This window comes from Natronorubrum halophilum (assembly GCF_003670115.1).
Taxonomy (GTDB): Archaea; Halobacteriota; Halobacteria; order Halobacteriales; family Natrialbaceae; genus Natronorubrum; species Natronorubrum halophilum.
Map to the genome: position 1 here is coordinate 195,980 of NZ_QQTY01000002.1, position 20,060 is coordinate 216,039.

General features: G+C 62.7%; 22 protein-coding genes and 1 tRNA gene. 7 read left to right on the forward strand and 16 right to left on the reverse strand.

Annotation, left to right across the window (positions count from 1 at the left end):
• Positions 1 to 80 precede the first annotated feature (80 nt).
• Positions 81 to 443: a TRAM domain-containing protein gene (locus DWB23_RS07045; protein WP_121742124.1), complete on the reverse strand. Its 363-nt coding sequence runs from the start codon at positions 441 to 443 to the stop codon at positions 81 to 83.
• Between the two features lie 311 nt (positions 444 to 754).
• On the opposite strand from DWB23_RS07045, the gene DWB23_RS07050 reads away from it, so the two are divergent.
• Complete coding sequence (locus DWB23_RS07050; RefSeq protein WP_121743038.1) at positions 755 to 1,087, forward strand: HalOD1 output domain-containing protein; 333 nt, start codon at positions 755 to 757, stop codon at positions 1,085 to 1,087.
• Between the two features lie 217 nt (positions 1,088 to 1,304).
• Here the strand turns inward: DWB23_RS07050 and tgtA are convergent, their stop codons facing one another.
• A complete protein-coding gene (tgtA, locus tag DWB23_RS07055; protein WP_121742125.1) occupies positions 1,305 to 2,783 on the reverse strand; it encodes a tRNA guanosine(15) transglycosylase TgtA in 1,479 nt (492 codons plus the stop codon).
• 251 nt (positions 2,784 to 3,034) lie between these two features.
• Here tgtA and DWB23_RS07060 point away from each other — a divergent pair, with 251 nt between their 5' ends.
• Positions 3,035 to 4,282 (forward strand): midas domain-containing protein, encoded by a 1,248-nt coding sequence (locus DWB23_RS07060; RefSeq protein ID WP_121742126.1) that lies wholly within the window; start codon positions 3,035 to 3,037, stop codon positions 4,280 to 4,282.
• A gap of 356 nt (positions 4,283 to 4,638) precedes the next feature.
• Here DWB23_RS07060 and DWB23_RS07065 read toward each other — a convergent pair whose 3' ends face one another.
• On the reverse strand, positions 4,639 to 5,193 hold the full coding sequence (locus tag DWB23_RS07065; RefSeq protein ID WP_121742127.1) for an NUDIX hydrolase: 555 nt from the start codon (positions 5,191 to 5,193) through the stop codon (positions 4,639 to 4,641).
• 187 nt (positions 5,194 to 5,380) lie between these two features.
• Between DWB23_RS07065 and DWB23_RS07070 the strand changes: the two genes are divergently transcribed.
• Complete coding sequence (locus DWB23_RS07070; protein ID WP_121742128.1) at positions 5,381 to 5,656, forward strand: PadR family transcriptional regulator; 276 nt, start codon at positions 5,381 to 5,383, stop codon at positions 5,654 to 5,656.
• A 335-nt stretch (positions 5,657 to 5,991) separates the two neighbouring features.
• Here the strand turns inward: DWB23_RS07070 and DWB23_RS07075 are convergent, their stop codons facing one another.
• The 7 genes from DWB23_RS07075 to trmY all read right to left on the reverse strand — a co-directional run bounded on the left by DWB23_RS07075 (position 5,992) and on the right by trmY (position 11,358).
• A complete protein-coding gene (locus DWB23_RS07075; protein ID WP_121742129.1) occupies positions 5,992 to 7,326 on the reverse strand; it encodes a DUF4397 domain-containing protein in 1,335 nt (444 codons plus the stop codon).
• Between the two features lie 154 nt (positions 7,327 to 7,480).
• Positions 7,481 to 8,212 (reverse strand): hypothetical protein, encoded by a 732-nt coding sequence (locus tag DWB23_RS07080; protein WP_121742130.1) that lies wholly within the window; start codon positions 8,210 to 8,212, stop codon positions 7,481 to 7,483.
• Positions 8,213 to 8,493: 281 nt separating this feature from the next.
• On the reverse strand, positions 8,494 to 8,706 hold the full coding sequence (locus DWB23_RS07085) for a hypothetical protein (RefSeq protein WP_121742131.1): 213 nt from the start codon (positions 8,704 to 8,706) through the stop codon (positions 8,494 to 8,496).
• Positions 8,707 to 9,050: 344 nt separating this feature from the next.
• A complete protein-coding gene (locus DWB23_RS07090; RefSeq protein WP_121742132.1) occupies positions 9,051 to 9,530 on the reverse strand; it encodes an Lrp/AsnC family transcriptional regulator in 480 nt (159 codons plus the stop codon).
• Between the two features lie 254 nt (positions 9,531 to 9,784).
• Positions 9,785 to 10,354: a hypothetical protein gene (locus DWB23_RS07095; RefSeq protein ID WP_121743039.1), complete on the reverse strand. Its 570-nt coding sequence runs from the start codon at positions 10,352 to 10,354 to the stop codon at positions 9,785 to 9,787.
• A 245-nt stretch (positions 10,355 to 10,599) separates the two neighbouring features.
• Positions 10,600 to 10,672: transfer RNA gene (locus DWB23_RS07100), tRNA-Pro, on the reverse strand.
• 89 nt (positions 10,673 to 10,761) lie between these two features.
• Positions 10,762 to 11,358 (reverse strand): tRNA (pseudouridine(54)-N(1))-methyltransferase TrmY, encoded by a 597-nt coding sequence (gene trmY, locus DWB23_RS07105; protein ID WP_121742133.1) that lies wholly within the window; start codon positions 11,356 to 11,358, stop codon positions 10,762 to 10,764.
• Positions 11,359 to 11,596: 238 nt separating this feature from the next.
• Between trmY and DWB23_RS07110 the strand changes: the two genes are divergently transcribed.
• On the forward strand, positions 11,597 to 11,776 hold the full coding sequence (locus DWB23_RS07110; RefSeq protein ID WP_121742134.1) for an HVO_A0556 family zinc finger protein: 180 nt from the start codon (positions 11,597 to 11,599) through the stop codon (positions 11,774 to 11,776).
• A gap of 178 nt (positions 11,777 to 11,954) precedes the next feature.
• On the opposite strand, the gene DWB23_RS07115 is transcribed toward DWB23_RS07110, so the two are convergent.
• From DWB23_RS07115 to DWB23_RS07130, 3 genes are all read right to left on the reverse strand, one after another.
• A complete protein-coding gene (locus tag DWB23_RS07115; protein WP_121742135.1) occupies positions 11,955 to 12,143 on the reverse strand; it encodes a hypothetical protein in 189 nt (62 codons plus the stop codon).
• 10 nt (positions 12,144 to 12,153) lie between these two features.
• The gene (locus DWB23_RS07120) at positions 12,154 to 12,345 is read right to left on the reverse strand and encodes a DUF7511 domain-containing protein (protein WP_121742136.1); all 192 of its coding nucleotides are present in this window, start codon (positions 12,343 to 12,345) and stop codon (positions 12,154 to 12,156) included.
• Positions 12,346 to 12,640: 295 nt separating this feature from the next.
• Positions 12,641 to 13,744 (reverse strand): S1C family serine protease, encoded by a 1,104-nt coding sequence (locus DWB23_RS07130; RefSeq protein ID WP_121743040.1) that lies wholly within the window; start codon positions 13,742 to 13,744, stop codon positions 12,641 to 12,643.
• A 255-nt stretch (positions 13,745 to 13,999) separates the two neighbouring features.
• Here DWB23_RS07130 and DWB23_RS07135 point away from each other — a divergent pair, with 255 nt between their 5' ends.
• From DWB23_RS07135 to DWB23_RS24095, 3 genes are all read left to right on the forward strand, one after another.
• The gene (locus DWB23_RS07135) at positions 14,000 to 15,358 is read left to right on the forward strand and encodes a tRNA pseudouridine(54/55) synthase Pus10 (protein WP_121742138.1); all 1,359 of its coding nucleotides are present in this window, start codon (positions 14,000 to 14,002) and stop codon (positions 15,356 to 15,358) included.
• 85 nt (positions 15,359 to 15,443) lie between these two features.
• Positions 15,444 to 16,133, forward strand: coding sequence for a ribonuclease HII (rnhB, locus tag DWB23_RS07140; RefSeq protein ID WP_121742139.1), 690 nt, complete (start codon positions 15,444 to 15,446; stop codon positions 16,131 to 16,133).
• Between the two features lie 361 nt (positions 16,134 to 16,494).
• Complete coding sequence (locus DWB23_RS24095; RefSeq protein ID WP_449289618.1) at positions 16,495 to 16,602, forward strand: DUF7563 family protein; 108 nt, start codon at positions 16,495 to 16,497, stop codon at positions 16,600 to 16,602.
• A 40-nt stretch (positions 16,603 to 16,642) separates the two neighbouring features.
• Here DWB23_RS24095 and DWB23_RS07150 read toward each other — a convergent pair whose 3' ends face one another.
• From DWB23_RS07150 to DWB23_RS07160, 3 genes are all read right to left on the reverse strand, one after another.
• Positions 16,643 to 18,271, reverse strand: a complete 1,629-nt coding sequence (locus DWB23_RS07150) for a preprotein translocase subunit SecD (protein ID WP_121742141.1) — start codon at positions 18,269 to 18,271, stop codon at positions 16,643 to 16,645.
• Entirely contained in the window at positions 18,271 to 19,155 is an 885-nt protein-coding gene (gene secF / locus DWB23_RS07155) for a protein translocase subunit SecF (protein ID WP_121742142.1), read from the reverse strand. The genes DWB23_RS07150 and secF overlap by 1 nt, the downstream gene beginning before the upstream one ends.
• Positions 19,156 to 19,454: 299 nt before the next feature.
• A complete protein-coding gene (locus tag DWB23_RS07160; RefSeq protein WP_121742143.1) occupies positions 19,455 to 19,928 on the reverse strand; it encodes a DUF5812 family protein in 474 nt (157 codons plus the stop codon).
• Positions 19,929 to 20,060 lie beyond the last annotated feature (132 nt).

Below are 20,060 nucleotides of genomic sequence, written 5' to 3' on the forward strand. Positions count from 1 at the left end.
GGTCCACGCTCGCCGTCGATCGGTTCCTCGTCGGAGTGAGACGCCGTCTCCGTGGCGAATAGCGACGTTAGTGGACGGTTTCAGGCGCGACCGAGAAACGTCGCGGTTGCGGAGGTGTGGCCGCGGTTGAACGAGAGGATCTTGGTCTCGATAACGTCGCCCACCTCGAGCCCGTCGGGAACGTCTTCGACGAAGACGACGAACCCTTCGATCTTACAGACCGCCTGTCGCTCGCCGGAGTGGTGTTCCGTAAACTCCTGAACGGCGACCTCCCTGACATCGCCGAGATCGACCGGTGGTTCGCGCTCTTGGGCGTCGTTGTGTCGGTCGTATGATTCCCGTTGGGCTGACGATCGGCTCCCGCCCCGAAACCGCTTGAGCAGCCACGAGCCGAACACGACGATGACGATCAGACCGAGAGCGAGCGACGCTACCCCGAGCATACTCATAGCAGACGACGCCGACACCTTTGCTGTTCTGGTCTCTGTGCGGCCGCGTTTCCGATACTGTCGACAGTGCGTCAGCGCGGTCGATTCGCCGGCCGATCCCGACGAATCTCACGCCCGGGTACGGCGACCGGATCTTCGACAGCAGACATCGAACGCATCGGGGTCCGGATCCGCACACGAAACGGGGAACTTGGTAATCGAAAATCACGAAAGCGGCGTATAAACCGGCTGTACCACGAGATAATCCGCAGTATTAGATTCGAATCTCCGCTACCCTTTTATGTATCCGGGCGTTGCAATACGTCGTGAACGACGCATTCATCGGTTCGGCTGACAGCAGATTCGACGGGTCCGTGAGTATCGCCATCGTTACCGCCGTCGCCTCGAAACGGGACGTTGATCCGACCGAACTACCGCCGCTCTACGAGTGGATCGAACCCGACGCACTGGACGCACTCTTCGAGCCGACGCGACGCGGCGGTCCGCGGCGCGGTCATCTCGAGTTCACCTACGACGGCCACGAGATCGGTGTCGAGTGCGGCGACGGTCTCGAGATTACAGTAGACGGCGTTCCGATGGTCGAACCGGTTTCGACCGCGGACGCCGGCCACTCCAGCGAGTATCGGACTGACGCCTGAGACGGCTGCGTCGCCGCTGTCGGTGTACCGTCGAATCGCGTCAGCCCCGTTCAGTTTCGCGTTTTTCGAGCACACTACGCTACCGATAGTCGCCGCTAAAAATCACTGTACGCCCGATCGCACGAGGGGAGCGCGGTTCGGAGCGAACGGAGTGAGCGAGAACCGCGGGAATGCGATCGGTGTGTGAATCGCGTTCGTTGGTACTATCGCGACGAGACTACTCGTCGCGGGTCAGATCGACCAGTTCGACCGTCTCGGGCACTCGCTCGAGCACTCCCGCCGGCCACCCGCGGTGACCCAGCGTGAGTTCGGCGTTCGGATTGTCGCCCGCGAGCCGTGCGACGCCGTCGGCCGCGGCCTCGAGCGCCGCACGATCCGTCCGGTCCGGCACCTCCGCGGTGAGCGGATAGCTCTTCGAGAGCGCCCGCGGGAAAGGACCGAAGGGCGGTTCGACGCGCCAGGAGTCGTCGAACTCGTCGCCGCGCGGGGGGTTCCCTTCGGTGAGAAAGAGCGAGTCCGGGACGGAAAGCCGCTCGAGGCGCCGGTGGTGGCGAACGACTTCCGGCCGCCGTGCGCTCTCGTGGGAGGTGTAAAAGAACGCGCCCTTCGAGACGGGATCGGTTCGCTCGAGTTGGGCGGCGTGATCGAGCAGCGCGCGGTAGCCGTCGAGCATCGTCGGGTGCGCTCGAGCGCGTTGTTCGACGAGTTCGAGGAGGTTGCCCGCGCGGATGGCCTGTTTGATCCGGCGGATCTCTTCGAAGGTGACGTGGAGGTTGTGGGCGGCGAGTTCCTGCTCGCGAGGTTTCTCGGCGAGCGCGCGAAGTTCGTCCGGCGAGTGTTCGGTACAGACGGGACACGAACACGGTAGATAGTCCAGATCCTCGAGGTGACGGGTCCCGCGGACGGTGAGATACCGGTCGTCGCGGGCGTAGAGCGCGTACGCGGCGGAGTCGAACAGGTCACAGCCCATCGCGACGCTGAGCGCGAACATCATCGGGTGACCGGCGCCGAAGAGGTGGACCGGCGCGTCGGCACCCAGGCCGCGCTTGGCGGCGGCGATGGCGTCGACCATATCGTCGTACCGGTAATCGTTCATCAGCGGCACGACCGCACCGATGGGGAACACGTCGAGGTCGGTCCCGTCGGCGTGACGACCGGCCTCCTCGCGCAGGTCGGGATACGTCGACCCTTGGACGGGCGCGCTCACGAGCATGTCGTCCGTCTCGACGTCCTCGGCGATCTCGAGTCGTTCTTTGGTCGTCTCGAGTTCGGTTTCGGCGCGCTCGCGGTCGACGTCCGGCGGAGTCGGGATGTCGACGGGGGTGGCGATATCGGAGCCGATGGCGCGTTGGAACTCGAGGATCTCCTCGGTCGTCACTTCGATCTCGCCGTACTCGGAGAGCTGAAAGGAGCCGGAGTCGGTCATGATCGCGCCCGGAAAATCGAGCAGATCGTGGAGGCCGTCCTCGAGGGCGCGCTCGCGGACGTCGGCCGTCTCGTGAATAATGTACGAGTTCGTGATGAGGATCTCGGCACCGAACTCCGTCGCGAGTCGACGGGGGGCGATCGTATCCAAATTCGGATTGATCACGGGCAGGAGCGCCGGCGTCTCGACCGAGACGTCGGCACGCGGAACGGTGAGCTCGCCGATTCTCCCGCCGGCGTCGGTATCCCGAACTTCGAAGGACTCGCGCATCTACCGTCTCTTGGCGAGCGTGTCGGTAAACGTTCCGTTCTCCGACGATCACGAGAAGCGGTGGCGAGCGCAGGCACAAGGTCAATTCTGCCGTAACCGGAGGTCAGACGCGGGTCGAATACCGTCAGTTCACTCGATAGGATGAACCTCCTATTAGTAACTGTTGCACGGTTTCAAACTGTGTGTTTCGCCGAGATAATCTTGTAACAGTCGCCTCATTTTAGCCCTGATCCGCCGGTATCTGCGAGCGCATGGTTACACGACCGCAAAAACTCGGAGTCGTCTTTATCGCGCTGATGGTTGCACTGGCGGGGGGTCCTGCCCTCGCAGGCGCAACCGCAGGGGTGAACGACGACGCCGGAGACATGAACGCGACACTCGAAAACGTGCAGGTAGAGACGCTGGAACTCGATAACGCGACCATCGAGAACGCCACTATCGAAGAGCTAAACGTCGAGAACTTCGACGCGGATACCCAGGAACTCGAGGACGAACTCGAGGCAGGGAACGAAACGAGCGATAACGAGACCGACGACAACGAAACGGGCGACAACGAGTCGGTGACGATCTCCGACATCGGACTCGAGGAACTCGAACTTGAGGACGTCTCGATCGAGGACCTCGACCTCCAAGAGGACGCTAACGCGACCGACGACAACGAGACTAACGTCACCGACGACAACGAGACCAACGTCACCGACGACAACGAGACTAACACGACCGACACCGGAGAGGATGTGATCGACGAGGACGCGACTATGCTCACCATTCATGAGCTCACCATCGAAACGATGGACGTCGAGACGCTCTCCATCGGCGAGTTGACCGTCGAGGATGACACGGAGACCGGTCTCGCGGACGATAACGAGACCGACGACAACGAGACCAACGTGATCGCCGACGGCAACGAGACCAACGTGACCGTCGACGACAACGAGACTGACGGCAACGAGACCAACATAACCGTCGACGAGGAGAACGAGACGATAACCGCTGCCTCCATTCAGGAAGACGAAAACGAGACCGACGACAACGAGACTGACGATAACCTAACTGACGACAACGAGACCGACGATAACGTGACCGACGACGCCGAAGAGGAAGAGATCGACTCGCTCACGATCGAGCACTTCGACGTCGACGAAATCACCATCGACTCGATGATGGTCGAGCAAGCCGAGGAGGAAGCGGCTGACGAGGAGAACGGCCTCGCAGACAACGAGTCCGAGATGGACAACGAAACCGACAGCCAGACCGTCTCGGAGGGCTCCGCCTCCACCATCGACATCGGTGACGCAACCGCCGGCATCCTGACCCTCAGTGACGCCGAGGACCTTCAGGGAACCGACGACACGGAGATGAACGGTACGGAGATGAACGACACCGACATGAACGACACGGAGATGAACGATACCAACGATACGAACGTTAGTGATGAAGACGAGAACACCACTGACGATGACGACGGGCTGCTGCCGTCGATCAGCAACCTGCTCTGATCGACGCGACGTAACGGAGCGGTCAGTGCGGCGCTGACCGGTTTCGTCCGTACTTTTTATTCGATCGACCGAGACAGTTCGCCGGATACTCGTCCCGAAGCCGAACGACTCGCGTTCGTTCTGACTCTCACCGCCACCTGTCGCCAACTAACGCGTGCGCCTGGTACCGAACCGACGTAGCAGTACGACGATCCGAACGATGACGAAGAGGGATGGCGTCGGGTCGATGACGAGACGGGTGATACGAAGCCGGAGTGTCGGTTCCGGCGACGAGAACGGTGGTCAGCCGTCGATCACCGCGGGAGAATGACGGATCGAACGCGAACGGCGACCGATCGAGCGTTGGGATCGTGTTTTCACCCGTCGGTTTCGAGCAACTGATAGTACGACATCGCGAGGACCGTCCGTCCGTCGCGGATCTCTCCGGTGCGGACGGCCTCGAGTAGCTCCTCGAAGGGGAGCGGCGTTACGCGGATGCTCTCGTCGTGATCGAGTTGCTGGTCGGCCGTCGGCCGACAGCCGCGGGCGACGAAGAAGTGCAGGACCGAATCGGCGATTCCGTTTGCGGGCTCGACGGTCACCAGCGGCTCGAGACGCTCGGCCTCGTGGCCGGTCTCTTCGGCGAGTTCACGGCGAGCGGCCACCTCGAGGTCGTCGTCGTCGGGTTCGGTGCCGCCGACGGGAAGACCGCGGTTGATTCGGGAGACGGCGTGACGCCACTCCTCGATACAGACGACATCGCCGTCGGGGCGAAACGGGAGCACGCAGACGCTCGCGGGTTCGGAGAGGTAATCGTACTCGGTTTCGGTGTCGTCGGGCAGTTGAACGGCCTCGTTAACGACGTCGAAGCCCGGACAGGTGTAGGCTACCCGGCGATCGGTGGTCTCCCAGGCGAGCGGATCCGTAGGCATACCGGCCCTTACGGCGGTAGCTGTCAAAAGCGCCACGTTACGTCTCCACCGCCGCACGCGAAGTGAGGATCTCGGTTCTCGACCCGTGTTATCCGTCCTATGTGGTGCGTTCCAGATAGCATGACGATCGTATCTGCTCTATAACAAAGCCACAGATCGGTGAACGTCGTTACTCAGAGGGTGATCCATGGATCAGTTAACCGGTTTCCAACGTGACTTGTTGTACGTGATCGCAGGTAAAGACCGTCCGTCAGGACAGGAGATCCTCGACGACATCAATCGATATATCGATCAACCGGTCACCCACGGCCGGCTGTATCCCAATCTCGACACGCTCGTCGAGACGGAACTCGTCGAAAAGGGGCAACTCGACCGACGGACGAACTACTACGCGCTGACCCCGAAAGGACGGCGCGAACTCCAACAGCGCCAGGAGTGGGTTGACCAGTACGTCGACGTCTAATACTCCTGGCCGTTCTCGGAGCACAACTGTTCGACAGTACCAACTGGGGTGATCGACTCGAGGGAAGCGCTGCCAGTACCACTCGGCATCCCTTCGTCACCGCACCGTAACCACCGTCTCATCGCCGCAGCGCTCGTCAGCGATATCCTCGGCAGTTTCATCGCCACTGTCGTCCGTCCGCTCTCGGCGCGTCTCGCGACGGGAGATCGTTGCTCGAGACGAAACGGACGAACTACCGTCTCTCCGTTCGAAATCGTCGTTCGTCGCGTATCCGGCGACGGCTATCGAAAAAATAATCGGTCCGGCTAGCGGCTACCGGAATCGCTTGCGTCTACTCAGTCGTCGGCCGACGCCGACTCCTCGCTGTGGTTTCCGCCGTCCGAGTGGCTGTCGTTAGTGTAATTTTCGCCGTCGGCGTGGTCGTCGGTGTGATTTCCGTCATCGGTGTAGTTCCCGTCGTCGGCGTAAGCGTCGTCCTCGTCGTCTTCTTCCATGCCGTCGACGGCGACGCGAATCTCGAACGGCCGGTCGCCGGCGGTGTCATCGACCTGCTCGAGGTAGCCGATCGCGAACGCCGTGTACGACATGTCTTCCTCGAGGTCGATTTCGGCGGATGCAACCGGGTCGGGCCGGTCGATTACCTGGTCGTCCTGGCCGCCGTCGTCGAGACCAGTATCGGTTTCGTTCTCCGTCTCGTTGAGTCCGGTGTCGTTTTCCTCCTGAACGGATGCGGCGGTTTCCGGTTCTTCAGGCTCCGTATCGGAGACGTTGCCGTTTTGAGTCCCGTTTTCGACGCCCGCTCCGAAGTCGATTTCACCGGCCGGGAAGAGCTCCAGGGTCTGGGCTCCCGGCTCGACCGGGGTGTAGCCCGACGGTTCGCCGAAGGCGACGTCCTCGAAGATCGGCAGTCCCATATCCGAGTCGGTAACATCGACCGGCGGCGCGTCGGGAGACGCGTGAACCAGTCGAAGCTGTGACGTTCCCGGCTCTTCGATGTAGTCCGGTCCTTCGTCGTACAACAGCAAGACCTCGAACGTCCCCATTTCGGGCTGGTCTTCCTCGACGTCGTCGGTCACGGTGGCGTCGTCTTCGTCGCTTACCGTCGCGTTATCCGTATCGTCCACGGTGGCGTTGTCCGTGTCGTCCACGGTAGCGTTGTCCGTGTCGTCCACGGTAGCGTTGTCCGTGTCGTTCACGGTGGCGTTGTCCGTGTCGTTTGCGTCATACTGGATGGACGCGGCAGTTTCCGGCTCCTCCGCTCCCTCGTCGACGGTACCGTCGTCCGCTGTCTCGTCGGTCTCGAGTTCGCCGATCGCGGCGGCCGTGTAGTAGCCCGTGTCGACCGGAAGCGTATCCTCGTAGACGGTTGCTTCGTCGCCGGCAGCCGTGATCCTCAGCGTATACGTACCTGGCGCGATCTCGAGGTACGGCGTGAGTTCGTCGTACGCGAGGTCCGCGAGGACCTGTTGATCGTCGACGTAAACGTCGACGTTCGGGGCGTCCGGTGCGAAGTGACCGACTCGAATCGCGCCCATCTCATCACCCGATGCCTCTTCGGGATCTCGTTCGTCGTCTTCGTGCTCACTGACGGCCAGTGCCGTCCCAGTGAGTGCTGAACCTGTACCAACTACACCGATCGCCTTGATTGTCGAGCGTCGTGATAGCGTCATGCTACGAATAGAACGGTGACCGAACTCGGCAAAAACAGCTCAGTCAGTTACCCTGATTGTCGTCTCGTTTACTCGACCCGTCCCTGTGTAGAACGTCCGTAACGGATCGAAACGCGACCCTACAGTCGAGTATCGGTACCGAACACCGTTGACGTTATATGCTCTCGTCGAAGGAGACCCGTGAGAGATCCGACTCGAGATCGTCGACGTGCTCGTTGAAGGCCTCGACGAAGGAACCGACGTCGTCTGCGAGCCGTCGCACCTCGGGGGCCGACGGGGGGCCGTACTGCGAGAGGAGGTACGTTCCGTCCGAGCCGCCGACTCGCAGGTACGAAACCGCGTCCCCGTCCCACTTGAGTTCCCAACGGGTGCCGGCAACTGTCGTCGCGTAGGTCCCGTACTCGCCCTCGTATCGATAGAGTTCGCTCGCCATCGCGTTCCCGACCTCGCGGATCCGTTCGACGATCCGGTCGCGTTCGGCGACCAGTTCGGCCGTCGATTCGACCTCGGGGAAGTCGTCCGGAACGTCCTCGAGGAGCCCGTCGAAGGACCTGACGTACTCGTTGTAGGCCGCGACGAACGACCCGTAGTCGGCCATCGCCGTTTCGAGCGCTTCGGGCTCGGGCGGCTGCTGGCTCGAGACGACGTACGTCTCCGATCCGGATTTGGGGTCGAATCGAAGGTACTGAACGTCGCCGGCCTCGTACTTGAGCGTCCAGCTGCCTCCGTCGGTCTCGAACTCCTCCTGTCCGTAGTCGCCACCCTGTAACACGGCGAGTTCCCGCGCGATCTCGCCCGCGTGCGTTCGAACGCGCGTCGCCAGTTCGTTCCGCCGTTCGGCGATGTCGTCCGTGCTTTCGACATCCGATTCGAGTCCCTCGGTCATCAGTTCCGAGAGGGGCTGGGGGCCGGTAACGGTTGCGTCTCGAGTCGCGTTCGACCGAACGCTGAGCTCCCGACGGATCCGAGCCGGCCGTCGGTTTCTCTCGTCTCGTACACCGACTCCCTCCCCAGATGCAGATAAGCCACCAGCCGACACTCACGTGATCTCGCGCCACTCGAGTTCCGTCTATTCGCCTCAGTTTCCACCGGTTCTCTCGCGGCTCCGATCGTTCTCCTCGCCGCTGCTGGCGGTCGATAGCTGCGGTGGGGAAACTCGAACACCGGCTACTCTTCGGAGGGCGGATCGTCCCTCATCATCGGTTCGTTATCGTCGGCCTCCGAGTCCGGGTAACAGTGTCGCGTCTGTTGGTTGAGTAACTCTACCTCGTGGGATCGGTCTGCGTGCTCGTTGAAACAGTCCTGTGCGTCCTCGAGTCCCTCGATCAGTCGCTCCAGTTCGCAGGTATGACAGACACACCTGTACAACTCCTCGCTCATCGGTTACTGGATGCTAGACGTCGCCGTCGGCTGTGATCACGGTGTGACGTAGCAACGATTGCGTCGATGGATGTGTTCCAGGTCATGGGTTAGTCGTGTTCGTTCGTGGTGTCGATCGACGGACAGCGTACACTCCGCAACGGTCGGTTCTTCTGCCGAGAGCAGCTCACGGTGCGTATTCGCGGGCTGCGACAGTGATCGGCTTCGGAACGACTGTCGGTATCCATGACTTGTTGCCTAGTATAAAAATGGGCCTCCAAACTTCTTTGGGGCCAAACGGATACTTGTATGAGTTTACTTTCTCGAACTTACTGGCGCAGAGTTCCCATCTCGTGCGCTCACACTCACTCCTCGTGGACGACGCCCTCTCCGAAGCGATTGAACGGTCGAACCCGCTCCGCTCGGAGAAGGCTCTCTCGCTCGATCGTTAGCGGAAGGTCGTCTAATCGGGAAATAACGTCGTCGACCTCCTCGGTCGTGTTGGCGACAGTGAGGACCCGGATATTCTCCCGTGCGCTCGACATCTCGTCGACGCTGACGATGTGTGGTAGTTCGAGTATCTGCTCGGCGATCTCGTCGCGATCGTCCATCGCGACGGTGCAGGAAAGCTGGAGTCGGATCGGAAAGCCGGCCGCTTCGTAGTTGACGATCGGTACGTACCCCTCGATAACCCCCTTGTCCTCGAGTCGTTCGATCCGATTCCGGATCGTCGTGTCGGTCACCGGTAGCTCGTCAGCTATATCGACCGGTGTCATCTCTCGAGCGTTCTGTTGTAAGCAGTGAAGGATTCCGTAATCGATTTCGTCGAGTCCGTCCGCGGCCATACTGGAGGTATCTAAGGAGGTCCTAAAGGCTCTTCGGGTCGAAGCGAGAGCACCCCCGACGGCGACACTGTGGTCGCTGGCTCATCGTCGGCCGCACCGGATTCACGTCCGATCCGGAACGACGGCTCGGCTCAAGGGGAGATGAAGAATGTGACGAAACGGCGGTTTACGCTCGAGCGGACGGGTGATACTGTTTCGTCGCGAAACACGCGCTCATCACGTGCGAACTGGGCGATCGGAGATGCTCATGGGCGTCAGTGATCGTGGTCGTCGCCGTGATCGTCCTCTCCGTGGCTGTGACTCGAGTGGGGTTCTGTCACGTCTGTCGTCATCTCGCCGCCGGTTTCGGAGCGGAGTTCGGCCTCGAACTCCGCGGGCACGTGTTCGGTAACTATCGAGTAGTAGCCGTCGGACTCGACGCGAAGCTCGATCGTCGTTTCGCCGTCGGATTCAAAATCGACGCGGTACAGTCGGTCAGCCGACGGTCGTGTCGTGTCTCCGTCGGTGAGAACGGTGTCTGCCTCCGCCTTCTCGAACAGTTCTGTTGCCGTTTCCCCCGCGTGGAAGAGCCCGTGTTCGCCGCCCTCGTCCGCCGGGACGACCGCGAGTCGCATATCGGGATCGGGTCCCTCATGGTACGCGTAGGTGTACGTCCCCGACTCGAGCTCGTACAATCCACCCCATTCCCAGGGCGGATCCTCGTGTTCGTGCTCGTGACCGCCGTCATCGGTGATGTCACTAAGGCAACCACTGGCGGGCAGTGATGTAAGCCCGGCAGCGCCCAGACCAAACTGCCGTCTCGTGATCGTTGCGGGAGATGACATGCCCCATCTTCCCTCACGCTGGTAATAGGAATTCTGAATTCGTAACCGATCGATACGCCGATTGTCGTTCTCGTCGCGAGAAACGGAATTTTTCTCCAGTGGACCGGCGCAGATGCCGAACAGTTGCGAGACGGTCGCTCTCACTACGCTCGAGCGCTGCGGCTCGCATGTTCGAATCTGCTTGGATCCATTTTTCTGCATCGCGGACCCGTCGCTCCGCTCCTCGAGTTGCGATGCGGGAAAAGTGGGCCGGCGCAGATTCGAACTGCGGTTACGGCCACCCGAAGGCCGAAGGATACCAAGCTACCCCACCGGCCCGCAGTTTCAACTCTGGACGCGTAATCGTTTAACGGTTCCGGACCGCAAATCGGATCACCGGGTTGCGGTTCTCACCTGCGATTACCCCCTCAAAACCGCTCGTAACCGTCCGTATCCAGATAGTGATGCGCGACCGTGATCGCCTGATCGGCGTGCAACAGTTCCGGCCCGAGACGGAGCCGTCGGTCGACGACGTTCTCGAGTACAGCCTCCTCCTCGTCGGTGAAATCTCGGTGGTCGGACAGCACGAATACAGGGTTCTCGAGCCCGCCAGCGTCGGCCGCTGTGTCGCCGTCTTCGTGCAACTGGACGACGGTTCCGTCGTTCGCGAGCGCCTCCAGCGTCGCTTCGAAGCCGCGGCGGTAGAGTTCGACGCCCGGGCTGGGCTCCGCCGGGAGCGCGCCGATAGCCTCGTCGCGGTGCTCGAGGGCGTTGCGAACCAGCGCGGCCGTGCTTCGTTCGTCGGGGTTGAGTCTGCGAAGGTCGCTACCGTCGAACGTGATCGTGAGTTCGTCCTGGACGACGAGATGGGTGCGGACATCCGTACGGATGCCGTGGGAGGTGACGAACGATGCGGTGATCGACCGACACAGTGCGTCGAGGCGGCCGGCACCGCCCGCGAGGTCGTCGAGCGAAAAGTCGGGTTCGGTCGGCACCTCGTGACCGATGAGTACGAACTGGCGCATACCGGAACACGGTCGACCGGCGGGATAGCCTCCACGGTTTCTCGAGCGGTCGGGCCGCTCGTCCTCCCCTGTGTAGTGTCATCATACCACGGCTAGATGAGACGAGACGAAACGCTGGTCTCGCACTCCTCTCCGGGTGACAGAAACCGAAAACCGGCCGCAGGCCATCGGTTCTCGCCGACTGACATTGCATAGGCATGGCCAACCGTTTCCCTTCCTTCCGGTATGAAATAATTACATGGCGAAATCACAGCCGGATAGCAACGACCGCCGGTTACTCACGCTCCTCGAGGGGCAGTCGTGTCCGTACTGCGCCGACGGCGAACTCGAGCGAGGCGTCTACAAGGACAATCGGGCGATGGTCTGTGACAGCTGCGAGACGCCACACGTCCAGCTATGGCAGCCGGCGGAGTACTGAGGACCGGTCTCCGGTGATCGACGGTGACACGCACTGGCGCGCGATACCGCGGCTGCGAACGACGTTCGCGATTTCGTTTTGACTGGCACTCGAGACCACTTACGGACAGCGCGGATCGTACATCCGGTGGGCCGTCTCGATTCGTGACGCGCGAAGGGACGAACTCGCTGGCAACGCCTCACTGCGAGCGCGAGCCGGGGTAATCGTGGCCGACGATGAGGGCGAGCGCGTGGACGACGAGGAGGACGAGGAAAACCGATAGCATGCCGACCGAGTCGATGCCGGCGAAAAAGAGTGGGAAGTAGGCGATCGGCAAAAGCGTGCCGAGCCAGAAGCCGACGGTGGTAACGGCGCTTCCCAGGTGCATGGTCATGGCATTACCGCATCGACGTGAGCGAAACGAACGAGTCGTCGTGAGCGGTAATCCAGTTGGTCATCAGTTCCTCCTCGGTTGCCTCTCGGGGAAAGATCGCACACTCGTCGGGGGCGTCTTCGTTCTCGATAGTCGCGTGATCGAGTTCGATGGGCGGTTCGTCGGCAGGGGGATGGATGTCGGCGTCCGTGTTCATCTGTGACAAGCGATGGGTGATCGCTCCGACCGTCGATATTCGAGAGTATCCTATTGTTATCGAGTTGCTAATCCGCCGGACAGCGACGGTAGCCGTCGATTCCGATCCGTCCCGATCCGGTCGTTCGCACGAGCGAGAACGAAATCGCTGCCGACGTGTACGGGGAGATTACGACCGACGCGCGAGCAATCGTGGGAAACCGATCCGTGTACGTGGTCGTTTCGACCGGCTTCGATACCGTGCCGACTGGTTCGATACTACCGATCGGTGTCCGTCCGTGCAACTGGCGAGCGGACTACTCGATCGGTGGCCGCGAACCGAGCGTCAGCGATACCGTCACCTCGCTGCGGTCGCGCCAGCACTCGATCTCGATTGTATCGCCCGGACTGGTCTCGAGTCCGAGGTACGTCGAGAGGACGTGACGATCTGGGATCGGTTCGCCGTCGATCGCGAATATCACGTCGCCGCCGACGGGAACCCGGTCGTCGGTCGAGGTTCCGGCCGCCTCGAGAACGCCGTCCGCGGCTTCGCCGTCGACAACCGCGGTCACGATTACGCCGGTCATTTCGGGAAGCCCGTTCGCCTCGGCGATGTGTCGGTCGACGGTTTCGAGGCCGATTCCCATGTAGGGATGTTCGTACTCGCCGCGCTCGATGAGCGCCGGAGCGACGCGAGCCGTCATCGCTGCGGAGATCGCAAAGCCGATGTTGTTGGCCCCGCCGGCGTTGATGACGCCGATGACCTCCCCGTCGAGGTTGACGAGCGGCCCGCCGCTGTTTCCGGGGTTGACCGCGGCGTCGGTCTGGACCACGTTCGAGAACGAGAAGCTCCGATCCGGCATATCGAGCGTCCGATTGACGCCGCTGACGATCCCCTGCGTCGCCGTTCCCTCGAGACCGTAGGGATTGCCGATCGCGAGCACCTGTTGTCCGACGACTGGGCGTTCGGTTGACAGCGACAACGGCGTCGTCCCGTCGGGGACGTGATCGGCCTCGAGAACGGCTAGATCGGTGTAGAAATCGGTTCCGACGAGTCGGGTGCTCGTCCAGTCGCCGTTGATATACTGAAGGTCGATGGTCTCGCCGCCGGCGACCACGTGTTCGTTCGTGACGATATGGGTGTCGTCGACGAGAAAGCCGGAGCCCTGTCCGCGACGCTGCTCCCCGGTATCCGGATCGCTGACGCCGGCGACCTGAATCTGCGTGACCGAGTCGATGACCGCCTCGTAGACGTCGGTGAACGTCGATCCGTCGGCGATGTCGTCTCGATCGATCGACCGCGATCGACTCTCCGAAACCGAGTTATCGGTTCTGGGCTCGGCACAGCCGGCGACGGCACCGACAAGCCCGGTTCCGGCGAGCGAGAGAAACCCGCGACGATCCAGTCGGGATTCGTTCATGTGCTGTCGGTAGCACCCGGTCCATTTGAACGTCCGGGATTCGTACATGCTAGCCCCTCGAGTTCCTCTCGAGGACCTGTTTCGGACGGTCGAGGACGGATATCGATGGAGCGGCGACCGATACCGAGAGCGGTGAGAACTGATCGCGGGATCGTTCGAGGGTCCGGTTTCGCGGTAGGCGATCGGACGCACGGCCGCGCGACGCGTCCGCCCGAAGGGAAAACGTGTTACCCGCGGCCGCCCGATGCTCGTGATATGATCACGGAAGACGCCCGCGCGTTACTCGAGACGGGACCCGTCTGTGACTCCTGTCTCGGCCGACCGTTTGCCGAGCGGAGTTTCGGATTGACCAACGCCGAACGCGGTCGGGCGGTACGGACGACGGTCGCGATGGAAGACGACGACGATTTCGCCCCCGTCGATCCCGCGGATTGCTGGGTCTGTGAGGGGTACTGCGGAACCTTCGATGCGATCGCCGAAACGATCGTCGACGCGCTCGCAGACGTCGAGTTCGTCACCTATCAGGTCGGGACCCGCGTCCCGCCGCTGGTCGAGGAAAACGAACGCCTCCTCAGGGAGGACGCCGACCTCGAGACGGAGATCGGCGAGTTTCTCAAACAGGAGAGCAACCGCGAAGTGGGGCGTCGCGTCGGCGCGAGAACGGGTACCGAGGTCGACTTCGACCGTCCGGACGTCCTCGCGATCGTCGACCTCGAGGCGTTCGATCCCCGCGAAGCCCTCGAGTCGGACTCCGTCACGAGCCACGCGGTCGACGTGCAGGTCAACCCCGCCTTCGTCTACGGCCGCTATCGGAAACTCGAGCGGGACATCCCTCAAACGGAGTGGCCCTGCCGGGAGTGTGGCGGCAGCGGCATTCAACTCGGCGACGGGGGCGAGGAGCCCTGTGACTACTGCGGCGGATCGGGCTACATGTACGATACGAGCGTCGAGCAGGTCGTCCGCCCACACGTCGTCGACGCGATGGACGGCGAGGAGGGGACCTTCCACGGCGCGGGCCGCGAAGACGTCGACGCCCGGATGCTCGAGGGCGGTCGGCCGTTCGTCCTCGAAGTGAAGGATCCGAAAACGCGCGATCCGGACCCCGCGGTCGTAGAGCGCGAGATCAACGAGACCGCGGCGGGGGCGATCGAGGTCGAGGGGCTGCGCCTTGCGACTTACGACATGGTCGAACGCGTCAAGGAACACGACGCGAGCAAGCGCTATCGCGCGGACGTCGAGTTCGCTGAACCGGTCGAAAACGGCGACTTCGAGGCCGCGCTCGAGACCCTCACGGGGACGACCGTCGATCAGGATACACCTCAGCGCGTCGATCACCGTCGAGCGGCGCTCACCCGCGAGCGAACGGTCTACGATATCGACGGCGAACTGCTCGAGCCGACGCGGGCCGAGGTCCGGATCCACGGCGAGGGCGGCCTCTACGTCAAGGAACTGATCAGCAGCGACGACGGCCGCACGGTGCCGAGTCTCTCGGGACTGCTCGAGGTCGACGCCGAGGTGACGGCGCTCGACGTCCTCGCCGTCGAAGGCGAGAACGAACCGTTCGAACTCGAGGAGTTCTTCCAGGACGAACCCCGCGGCGAAGGAGCAACCTGAAGCCGCGTATCGCCCGCTTGCAACCGGGTACGGTCCCGAGTCGGAGTCACAACCGTTATTTCGCCGTCCGCCGAGCTATCACCGTATGCCATTCGGCGTCGACGAAGCGGGAAAGGGTCCGGCGCTCGGCTCGATGTTCGCCGCGGCCGTCCACCTCGAGGACCCCGACGTGCTCCCCGACGGAATCGCAGACTCCAAGCGACTCGCGCCCGCTCGACGCGAGGAACTGGCCGCAGCGATCCGCGACGACGGCCGGATCCAGGTCGGCGTCGCCGAGATTTCGACGGCGCGGATCGACGACCCGGAGACGGACATGAACTCGCTGGCCGTCGCCGCCCACGCCGAGGCGATCGAGGGGGCGCTCGACGGCGTCGACGAGGGTGCACTCGAGACCGACTCGATCACCGGCCTCTGTGACGCCTGCGACACCGACGCCGCCCGATTCGCCCGTCGCGTTACGGCGGCCTGCTCGGAGTCGCCCTCGCTCGCGTCCCCCGAACTCGAGATCGACGCCCGCCACGGTGCCGACGACGACTCGAAAATCGTCGGCGCGGCCAGTATCGTCGCCAAAGTCGAGCGCGATGCCCACGTCGCCGCGATCGCGGAGGAGCACGGACCGGTCGGCAGCGGCTATCCCAGCGATCCGACCACCCGCGAGTTTTTGGTGTCCTACGCCGCCGAACACGGCGACCTGCCGCCGTTCGCCCGCGAGTCGTGGTCGACCTGCGAGGACGTCCTCGCCGACGCCCGACAGACTGGCCTCGACCGATTCTGAGCGTCGCGGACGGAGCGCCGATCGAGACGATCGAACGCCCCTGCCGGGACCTGTAGACCGTTTTACACTGGCGCTGGACACGTGAGTGAGACACGTTCGATGTGGTCGGTCTTCTCGCGCTCGCTGCGGTCGTTCAGGGGGCGACCATCGCTGCCGCGGGCTCGAGCATACCCGAACTGGTGAGCGTCCTTGTTTCGACGCTACTCCACGGGAGTTCGAGGTCGGCGTCGGCGTCTCGAACGTCGTCCCGACCTGAGCGCCACGCCGGTTTCCGTCGGCGTTTCGCTCGAGTCGACGTGCCGGGCTGCAGTATCAGGCTGGCTGCTCTTGCCCGTGGCACCCCGTTTTCGGGCTGATCAGTATGCCGACCTGTACGAACTGCCACGATCCCGTCTCGCTCGATTTTGCGCGCGTGTACGGTGACGACGGTACCGTCGACTGGTGCCCGCGCTGTCGAGGGGGGAGCTAGCGCTGAGAACCAGCCGGAACGAAACGACCGGATGGACCGCCTACTTCCTCGTCATCAGTCGCTGGAGGATGTCGCCGTAGGCGGGCCGGGTGATGAGCACCCCGATCAGCACGCCGAGGATGGTGATGATGGCGAATCCGCGCAGATCACCGAGGCTCAAGACGGCCAGCGGCGACATGGCGATGATCGTCGTCGCCGCGGCGGCCCCGATGACCCAGAACGCCTTGCGGAAGCGAGACTCGAACACCCGCTGTGAGTTGACGTCGCCGTCGTCCATCACCTCGTCGGCGATGATGATGAGGTCGTCCACCCCCGTCCCGACGACGGCGATGAAGCCGGCGACGTGAGAGAGGTCCAGGGGCATGCGTATCAGCGCGGCGAAGCCGAGCAGGATGACGACCTCCGCCATCGCGGTGACGACCATCGGTGCGGCGACGCGGACGTCACGGTACCGCAGGAAGACGACGGAACTGACGGTCAGCACCGACAGCGCGCCGATGAGCAGCGAGTAGAGCTTGAACTGATCGGCGAGCGTGGGCGATAGCGAGTAGGTCTGCTCCTGGCTGAAGTCGAGCGGCGCGGGGAGGGGTCCGGCCTGCAGATTCACCGAGAGCGTCTGACCTTGCTGTTGGGTCTGGGCCCCCATCGTAAACGTGGGATCGTTCGCCCACGTTCCGTCGCTCATGCTCTGGGCCAGATCCCCGCCCATGCTGTGGGCGTCGACGACCTCATCGTCGACGACGGTGAGCAGACAGTACTGTGGCTCGTCACCGTGGTCGAAGCTGATCGTCTCGCCGTCACCGCGGAGGGAACACTGCCCGATCCCCTCGTCGCTGGTGAACCCGAGTTCGTTCATTCGCTCCTGATAGGTGGGTGCGGCGTTACTGTCGACCTGGACCGGAACCCTGTAGCCCGTCCCTTGCTCGGCCGGTCTCGGCGGATCGACCGTTTCGATATCCGACCCTTCCAACACCGTCTCGTTCGTCTGGTTCCCGTCCTCGTCCGGATAGTACGCCCGAACTTCGACGATACCCCGATCCGAAAGGATCTCGCGGAGTTCGTCGGGGCTCATGTCCGGCACTTCGGTGACGATGTAGTAGTTGCCGCCGAGCTGTTCGGATTCGTACGCGTTGCCGCCCGAGAGGCCAGCCGCGTTGATCTTCGACTGGATCGTCTCGACCATCTGGCTGCGCGTCTGTGCCGTCACGCCGTCGCGGATATCTTCGTCGGGATCGACCTCGACCCCCGCTTCGCCGAGCGCGTCGGCGAACTCCTGTTTCGTTCTCTGGTTGGTGAACAACTCGGCGTGAACGTTGCCGTCGTCGTCGTGGCTGACGCTCACGTTACCCGTATCGAGATCGAGTTCCTCGTACAGCGTATTCTCGATTTCCGTGAGCCGTTCGCGATCGACGCGGCCCTCTTCGTCTACGGCACCGGCGTCGATATCCTCGGCAGTCATCCCGACGACCGGGGCGCTAATGCGCGTCCCGCCGTCGAGTCCGAGTCCGTACTCGAGGTTCGTCGGGTTGTCGCCGACGCTCTCGTCTCCGGCGAGACTGTCGTCCGCCATGATTCCGCCGGGGATGAAGAGGGCAACGAGCGCGCCGGTGATGAAAACTACCAGGAAGAGGACCCGCCAGTACTCCTTGACGAACGTGATCGGTCCCATTACGATCTCACCCCATGGAACTTGTACCAGCGAAGTAGACTCAGATTCAGCATATACGTGTTCATCAGGTCGGCTGCGAGGCCGACGAAGAGGATGATCCCGATCGATGCCAGCAACTCGACGCCGAACAGCCACGCCGTGACGCCCATGACGAGCATCGCCACCATCGACGTCACCGTCATCGTGACACCGGTCCCCATCGCGCGGTTGGTGCTTTCGTAGAAGTCGCCGCTACGCCGCAGAATGTGGTTGTTCAACAGGATGTCGGAGTCGACCGAATACCCGATCAACATGAGCAACGCGGCGACGGTCCCGAGCGAGAGCGAGATTCCGGCGACTGCCATGAACGCCAGCGGGATCACGATGTCCGAAAGCGCCGAGACCACGATCGCGATCGACGGCACGAACGTTCGAAAGAGCAAGAACGTGATCGCGCTCATCCCGAGGAAGGCCACGGCGATCCCCAACAGGGCGGTCCGCTGGGTTTGATCTCCGAAACTCTCCGATACCGTCGATTCGAGTTGGACGACATCGGCGTCTCCGTCTTGCTCCAGGTTCGCCTCGGCTTGCTCGGTCAACGTCGAGAGATCGGTCGTGGTGAACTGGACGATGTACTGGTTTTCCGTGTCGGGCCCTGAGACCGCCTGGATCGACTCGGGCTCTTCGTCGAAGGCGTTCGCGATCTCCTCCTGCGAGGAGGTCGTCTGGATGGTCAGTTCCGATCCGCCGGCGAAGTCCATCCCCGGCTGAACCGGCGCTCCCGTCGCGAGAAACGAGCCAGTGAGGACGAGCAGTGCCACCGCGAGAACCGCGAGCGGAACCGCCGCGAGTTGGCGGTCGCTGTACCGGGTATAATCGATCTCCGGTACGTCGAAATAACCCATATACGCGACCACTCGAGATCAGCCGAAGTAAGCCTTCTCAATTTCTACAGCATGTTTTTCGAAGAACGTTATCCAGATGGCGTTGAGTTGAACCCGCTCGAGGCGGTCTCACGGATTCTGACGCCCGAATAAGGTCAAAACGCACGACTTACCAATTGGACGACCAGCGTCCCGGACGAGACGGTCGTCGACCGAATCGAGGTCTCGAGCCCCTAATATTCGCGATTTCCACGGTTTCAGGCGGAACAACTGTCGTTCTTTGACGCACGCGTGGACGGTTCGCGACGAGCGCGAGAGCATCAGTCGGGAAGGTACCGAACGCTCAACACGCCGTCGTCGGCGGACCGGCGAACCTCGACGCGGACCGCCTCGAGCCTGGCCGCTCGAGCGATCGTCTCCTCGTCGTCGAGGACGTCCCGTGCTGCGGCCTCGACCTCGTCTTCGGGGACGCGAAAGATGTGTATCTCGCCGGTGCCCGCTCGCTCCTCCTGGACGAGTTCGCCGACCTCGGCGTCGGCCGCCACCGCTTTCGAGTGCTGGGTCGGTTCGAGGTCGGTATCGACCAGTTCGATCGAGCGGCGGTCGTCGACCTCGACGACCTGCCACGTGACCTCGAGCGGCGGGTCGGGTGCGACGGTCGCCTCGAGGACGTCGTGGACCTCGAGGCCGGGGTTCGACGCGAGGGTGTGGACCTGTGCGGTCTCGGCGTCGCGGATGACGGCCGAGTCGTCTTCGGCGTGGGTGACGACGAACGTGCCCGTTTTTTCGGTCATGAGCGGGTGGTACGCGCAGGGACGGTTTCGGGGTTTCGACTTTCGATCACGTCTCGCGAGGAATCGGCGGTCGCGATGTCGACGCGCCGCGAAACGGCGAACGGCCGTCGGCCGCGAGTGCGCGAGCAAGTC

What these genes read in the sequence shown, in the direction of transcription:
- DWB23_RS07090 (WP_121742132.1), bottom strand. Translation starts at nt 9,530, where the DNA reads ATGGCCGCGGACGGACTCGACGAAATCGATTACGGAATCCTTCACTGC.
- trmY (WP_121742133.1), bottom strand. Translation starts at nt 11,358, where the DNA reads ATGCGCCAGTTCGTACTCATCGGTCACGAGGTGCCGACCGAACCCGAC.
- tgtA (WP_121742125.1), bottom strand. Translation starts at nt 2,783, where the DNA reads ATGCGCGAGTCCTTCGAAGTTCGGGATACCGACGCCGGCGGGAGAATC.
- DWB23_RS07070 (WP_121742128.1), top strand. Translation starts at nt 5,381, where the DNA reads ATGGATCAGTTAACCGGTTTCCAACGTGACTTGTTGTACGTGATCGCA.
- DWB23_RS07060 (WP_121742126.1), top strand. Translation starts at nt 3,035, where the DNA reads ATGGTTACACGACCGCAAAAACTCGGAGTCGTCTTTATCGCGCTGATG.
- DWB23_RS07130 (WP_121743040.1), bottom strand. Translation starts at nt 13,744, where the DNA reads ATGAACGAATCCCGACTGGATCGTCGCGGGTTTCTCTCGCTCGCCGGA.
- DWB23_RS07075 (WP_121742129.1), bottom strand. Translation starts at nt 7,326, where the DNA reads ATGACGCTATCACGACGCTCGACAATCAAGGCGATCGGTGTAGTTGGT.
- DWB23_RS07045 (WP_121742124.1), bottom strand. Translation starts at nt 443, where the DNA reads ATGCTCGGGGTAGCGTCGCTCGCTCTCGGTCTGATCGTCATCGTCGTG.
- DWB23_RS07160 (WP_121742143.1), bottom strand. Translation starts at nt 19,928, where the DNA reads ATGACCGAAAAAACGGGCACGTTCGTCGTCACCCACGCCGAAGACGAC.
- DWB23_RS07150 (WP_121742141.1), bottom strand. Translation starts at nt 18,271, where the DNA reads ATGGGACCGATCACGTTCGTCAAGGAGTACTGGCGGGTCCTCTTCCTG.
- DWB23_RS07065 (WP_121742127.1), bottom strand. Translation starts at nt 5,193, where the DNA reads ATGCCTACGGATCCGCTCGCCTGGGAGACCACCGATCGCCGGGTAGCC.
- DWB23_RS07120 (WP_121742136.1), bottom strand. Translation starts at nt 12,345, where the DNA reads ATGAACACGGACGCCGACATCCATCCCCCTGCCGACGAACCGCCCATC.
- DWB23_RS07095 (WP_121743039.1), bottom strand. Translation starts at nt 10,354, where the DNA reads ATGTCATCTCCCGCAACGATCACGAGACGGCAGTTTGGTCTGGGCGCT.
- DWB23_RS07115 (WP_121742135.1), bottom strand. Translation starts at nt 12,143, where the DNA reads ATGCACCTGGGAAGCGCCGTTACCACCGTCGGCTTCTGGCTCGGCACG.
- DWB23_RS07135 (WP_121742138.1), top strand. Translation starts at nt 14,000, where the DNA reads ATGATCACGGAAGACGCCCGCGCGTTACTCGAGACGGGACCCGTCTGT.
- DWB23_RS07110 (WP_121742134.1), top strand. Translation starts at nt 11,597, where the DNA reads ATGGCGAAATCACAGCCGGATAGCAACGACCGCCGGTTACTCACGCTC.
- DWB23_RS24095 (WP_449289618.1), top strand. Translation starts at nt 16,495, where the DNA reads ATGCCGACCTGTACGAACTGCCACGATCCCGTCTCGCTCGATTTTGCG.
- secF (WP_121742142.1), bottom strand. Translation starts at nt 19,155, where the DNA reads ATGGGTTATTTCGACGTACCGGAGATCGATTATACCCGGTACAGCGAC.
- DWB23_RS07080 (WP_121742130.1), bottom strand. Translation starts at nt 8,212, where the DNA reads ATGACCGAGGGACTCGAATCGGATGTCGAAAGCACGGACGACATCGCC.
- DWB23_RS07085 (WP_121742131.1), bottom strand. Translation starts at nt 8,706, where the DNA reads ATGAGCGAGGAGTTGTACAGGTGTGTCTGTCATACCTGCGAACTGGAG.
- rnhB (WP_121742139.1), top strand. Translation starts at nt 15,444, where the DNA reads ATGCCATTCGGCGTCGACGAAGCGGGAAAGGGTCCGGCGCTCGGCTCG.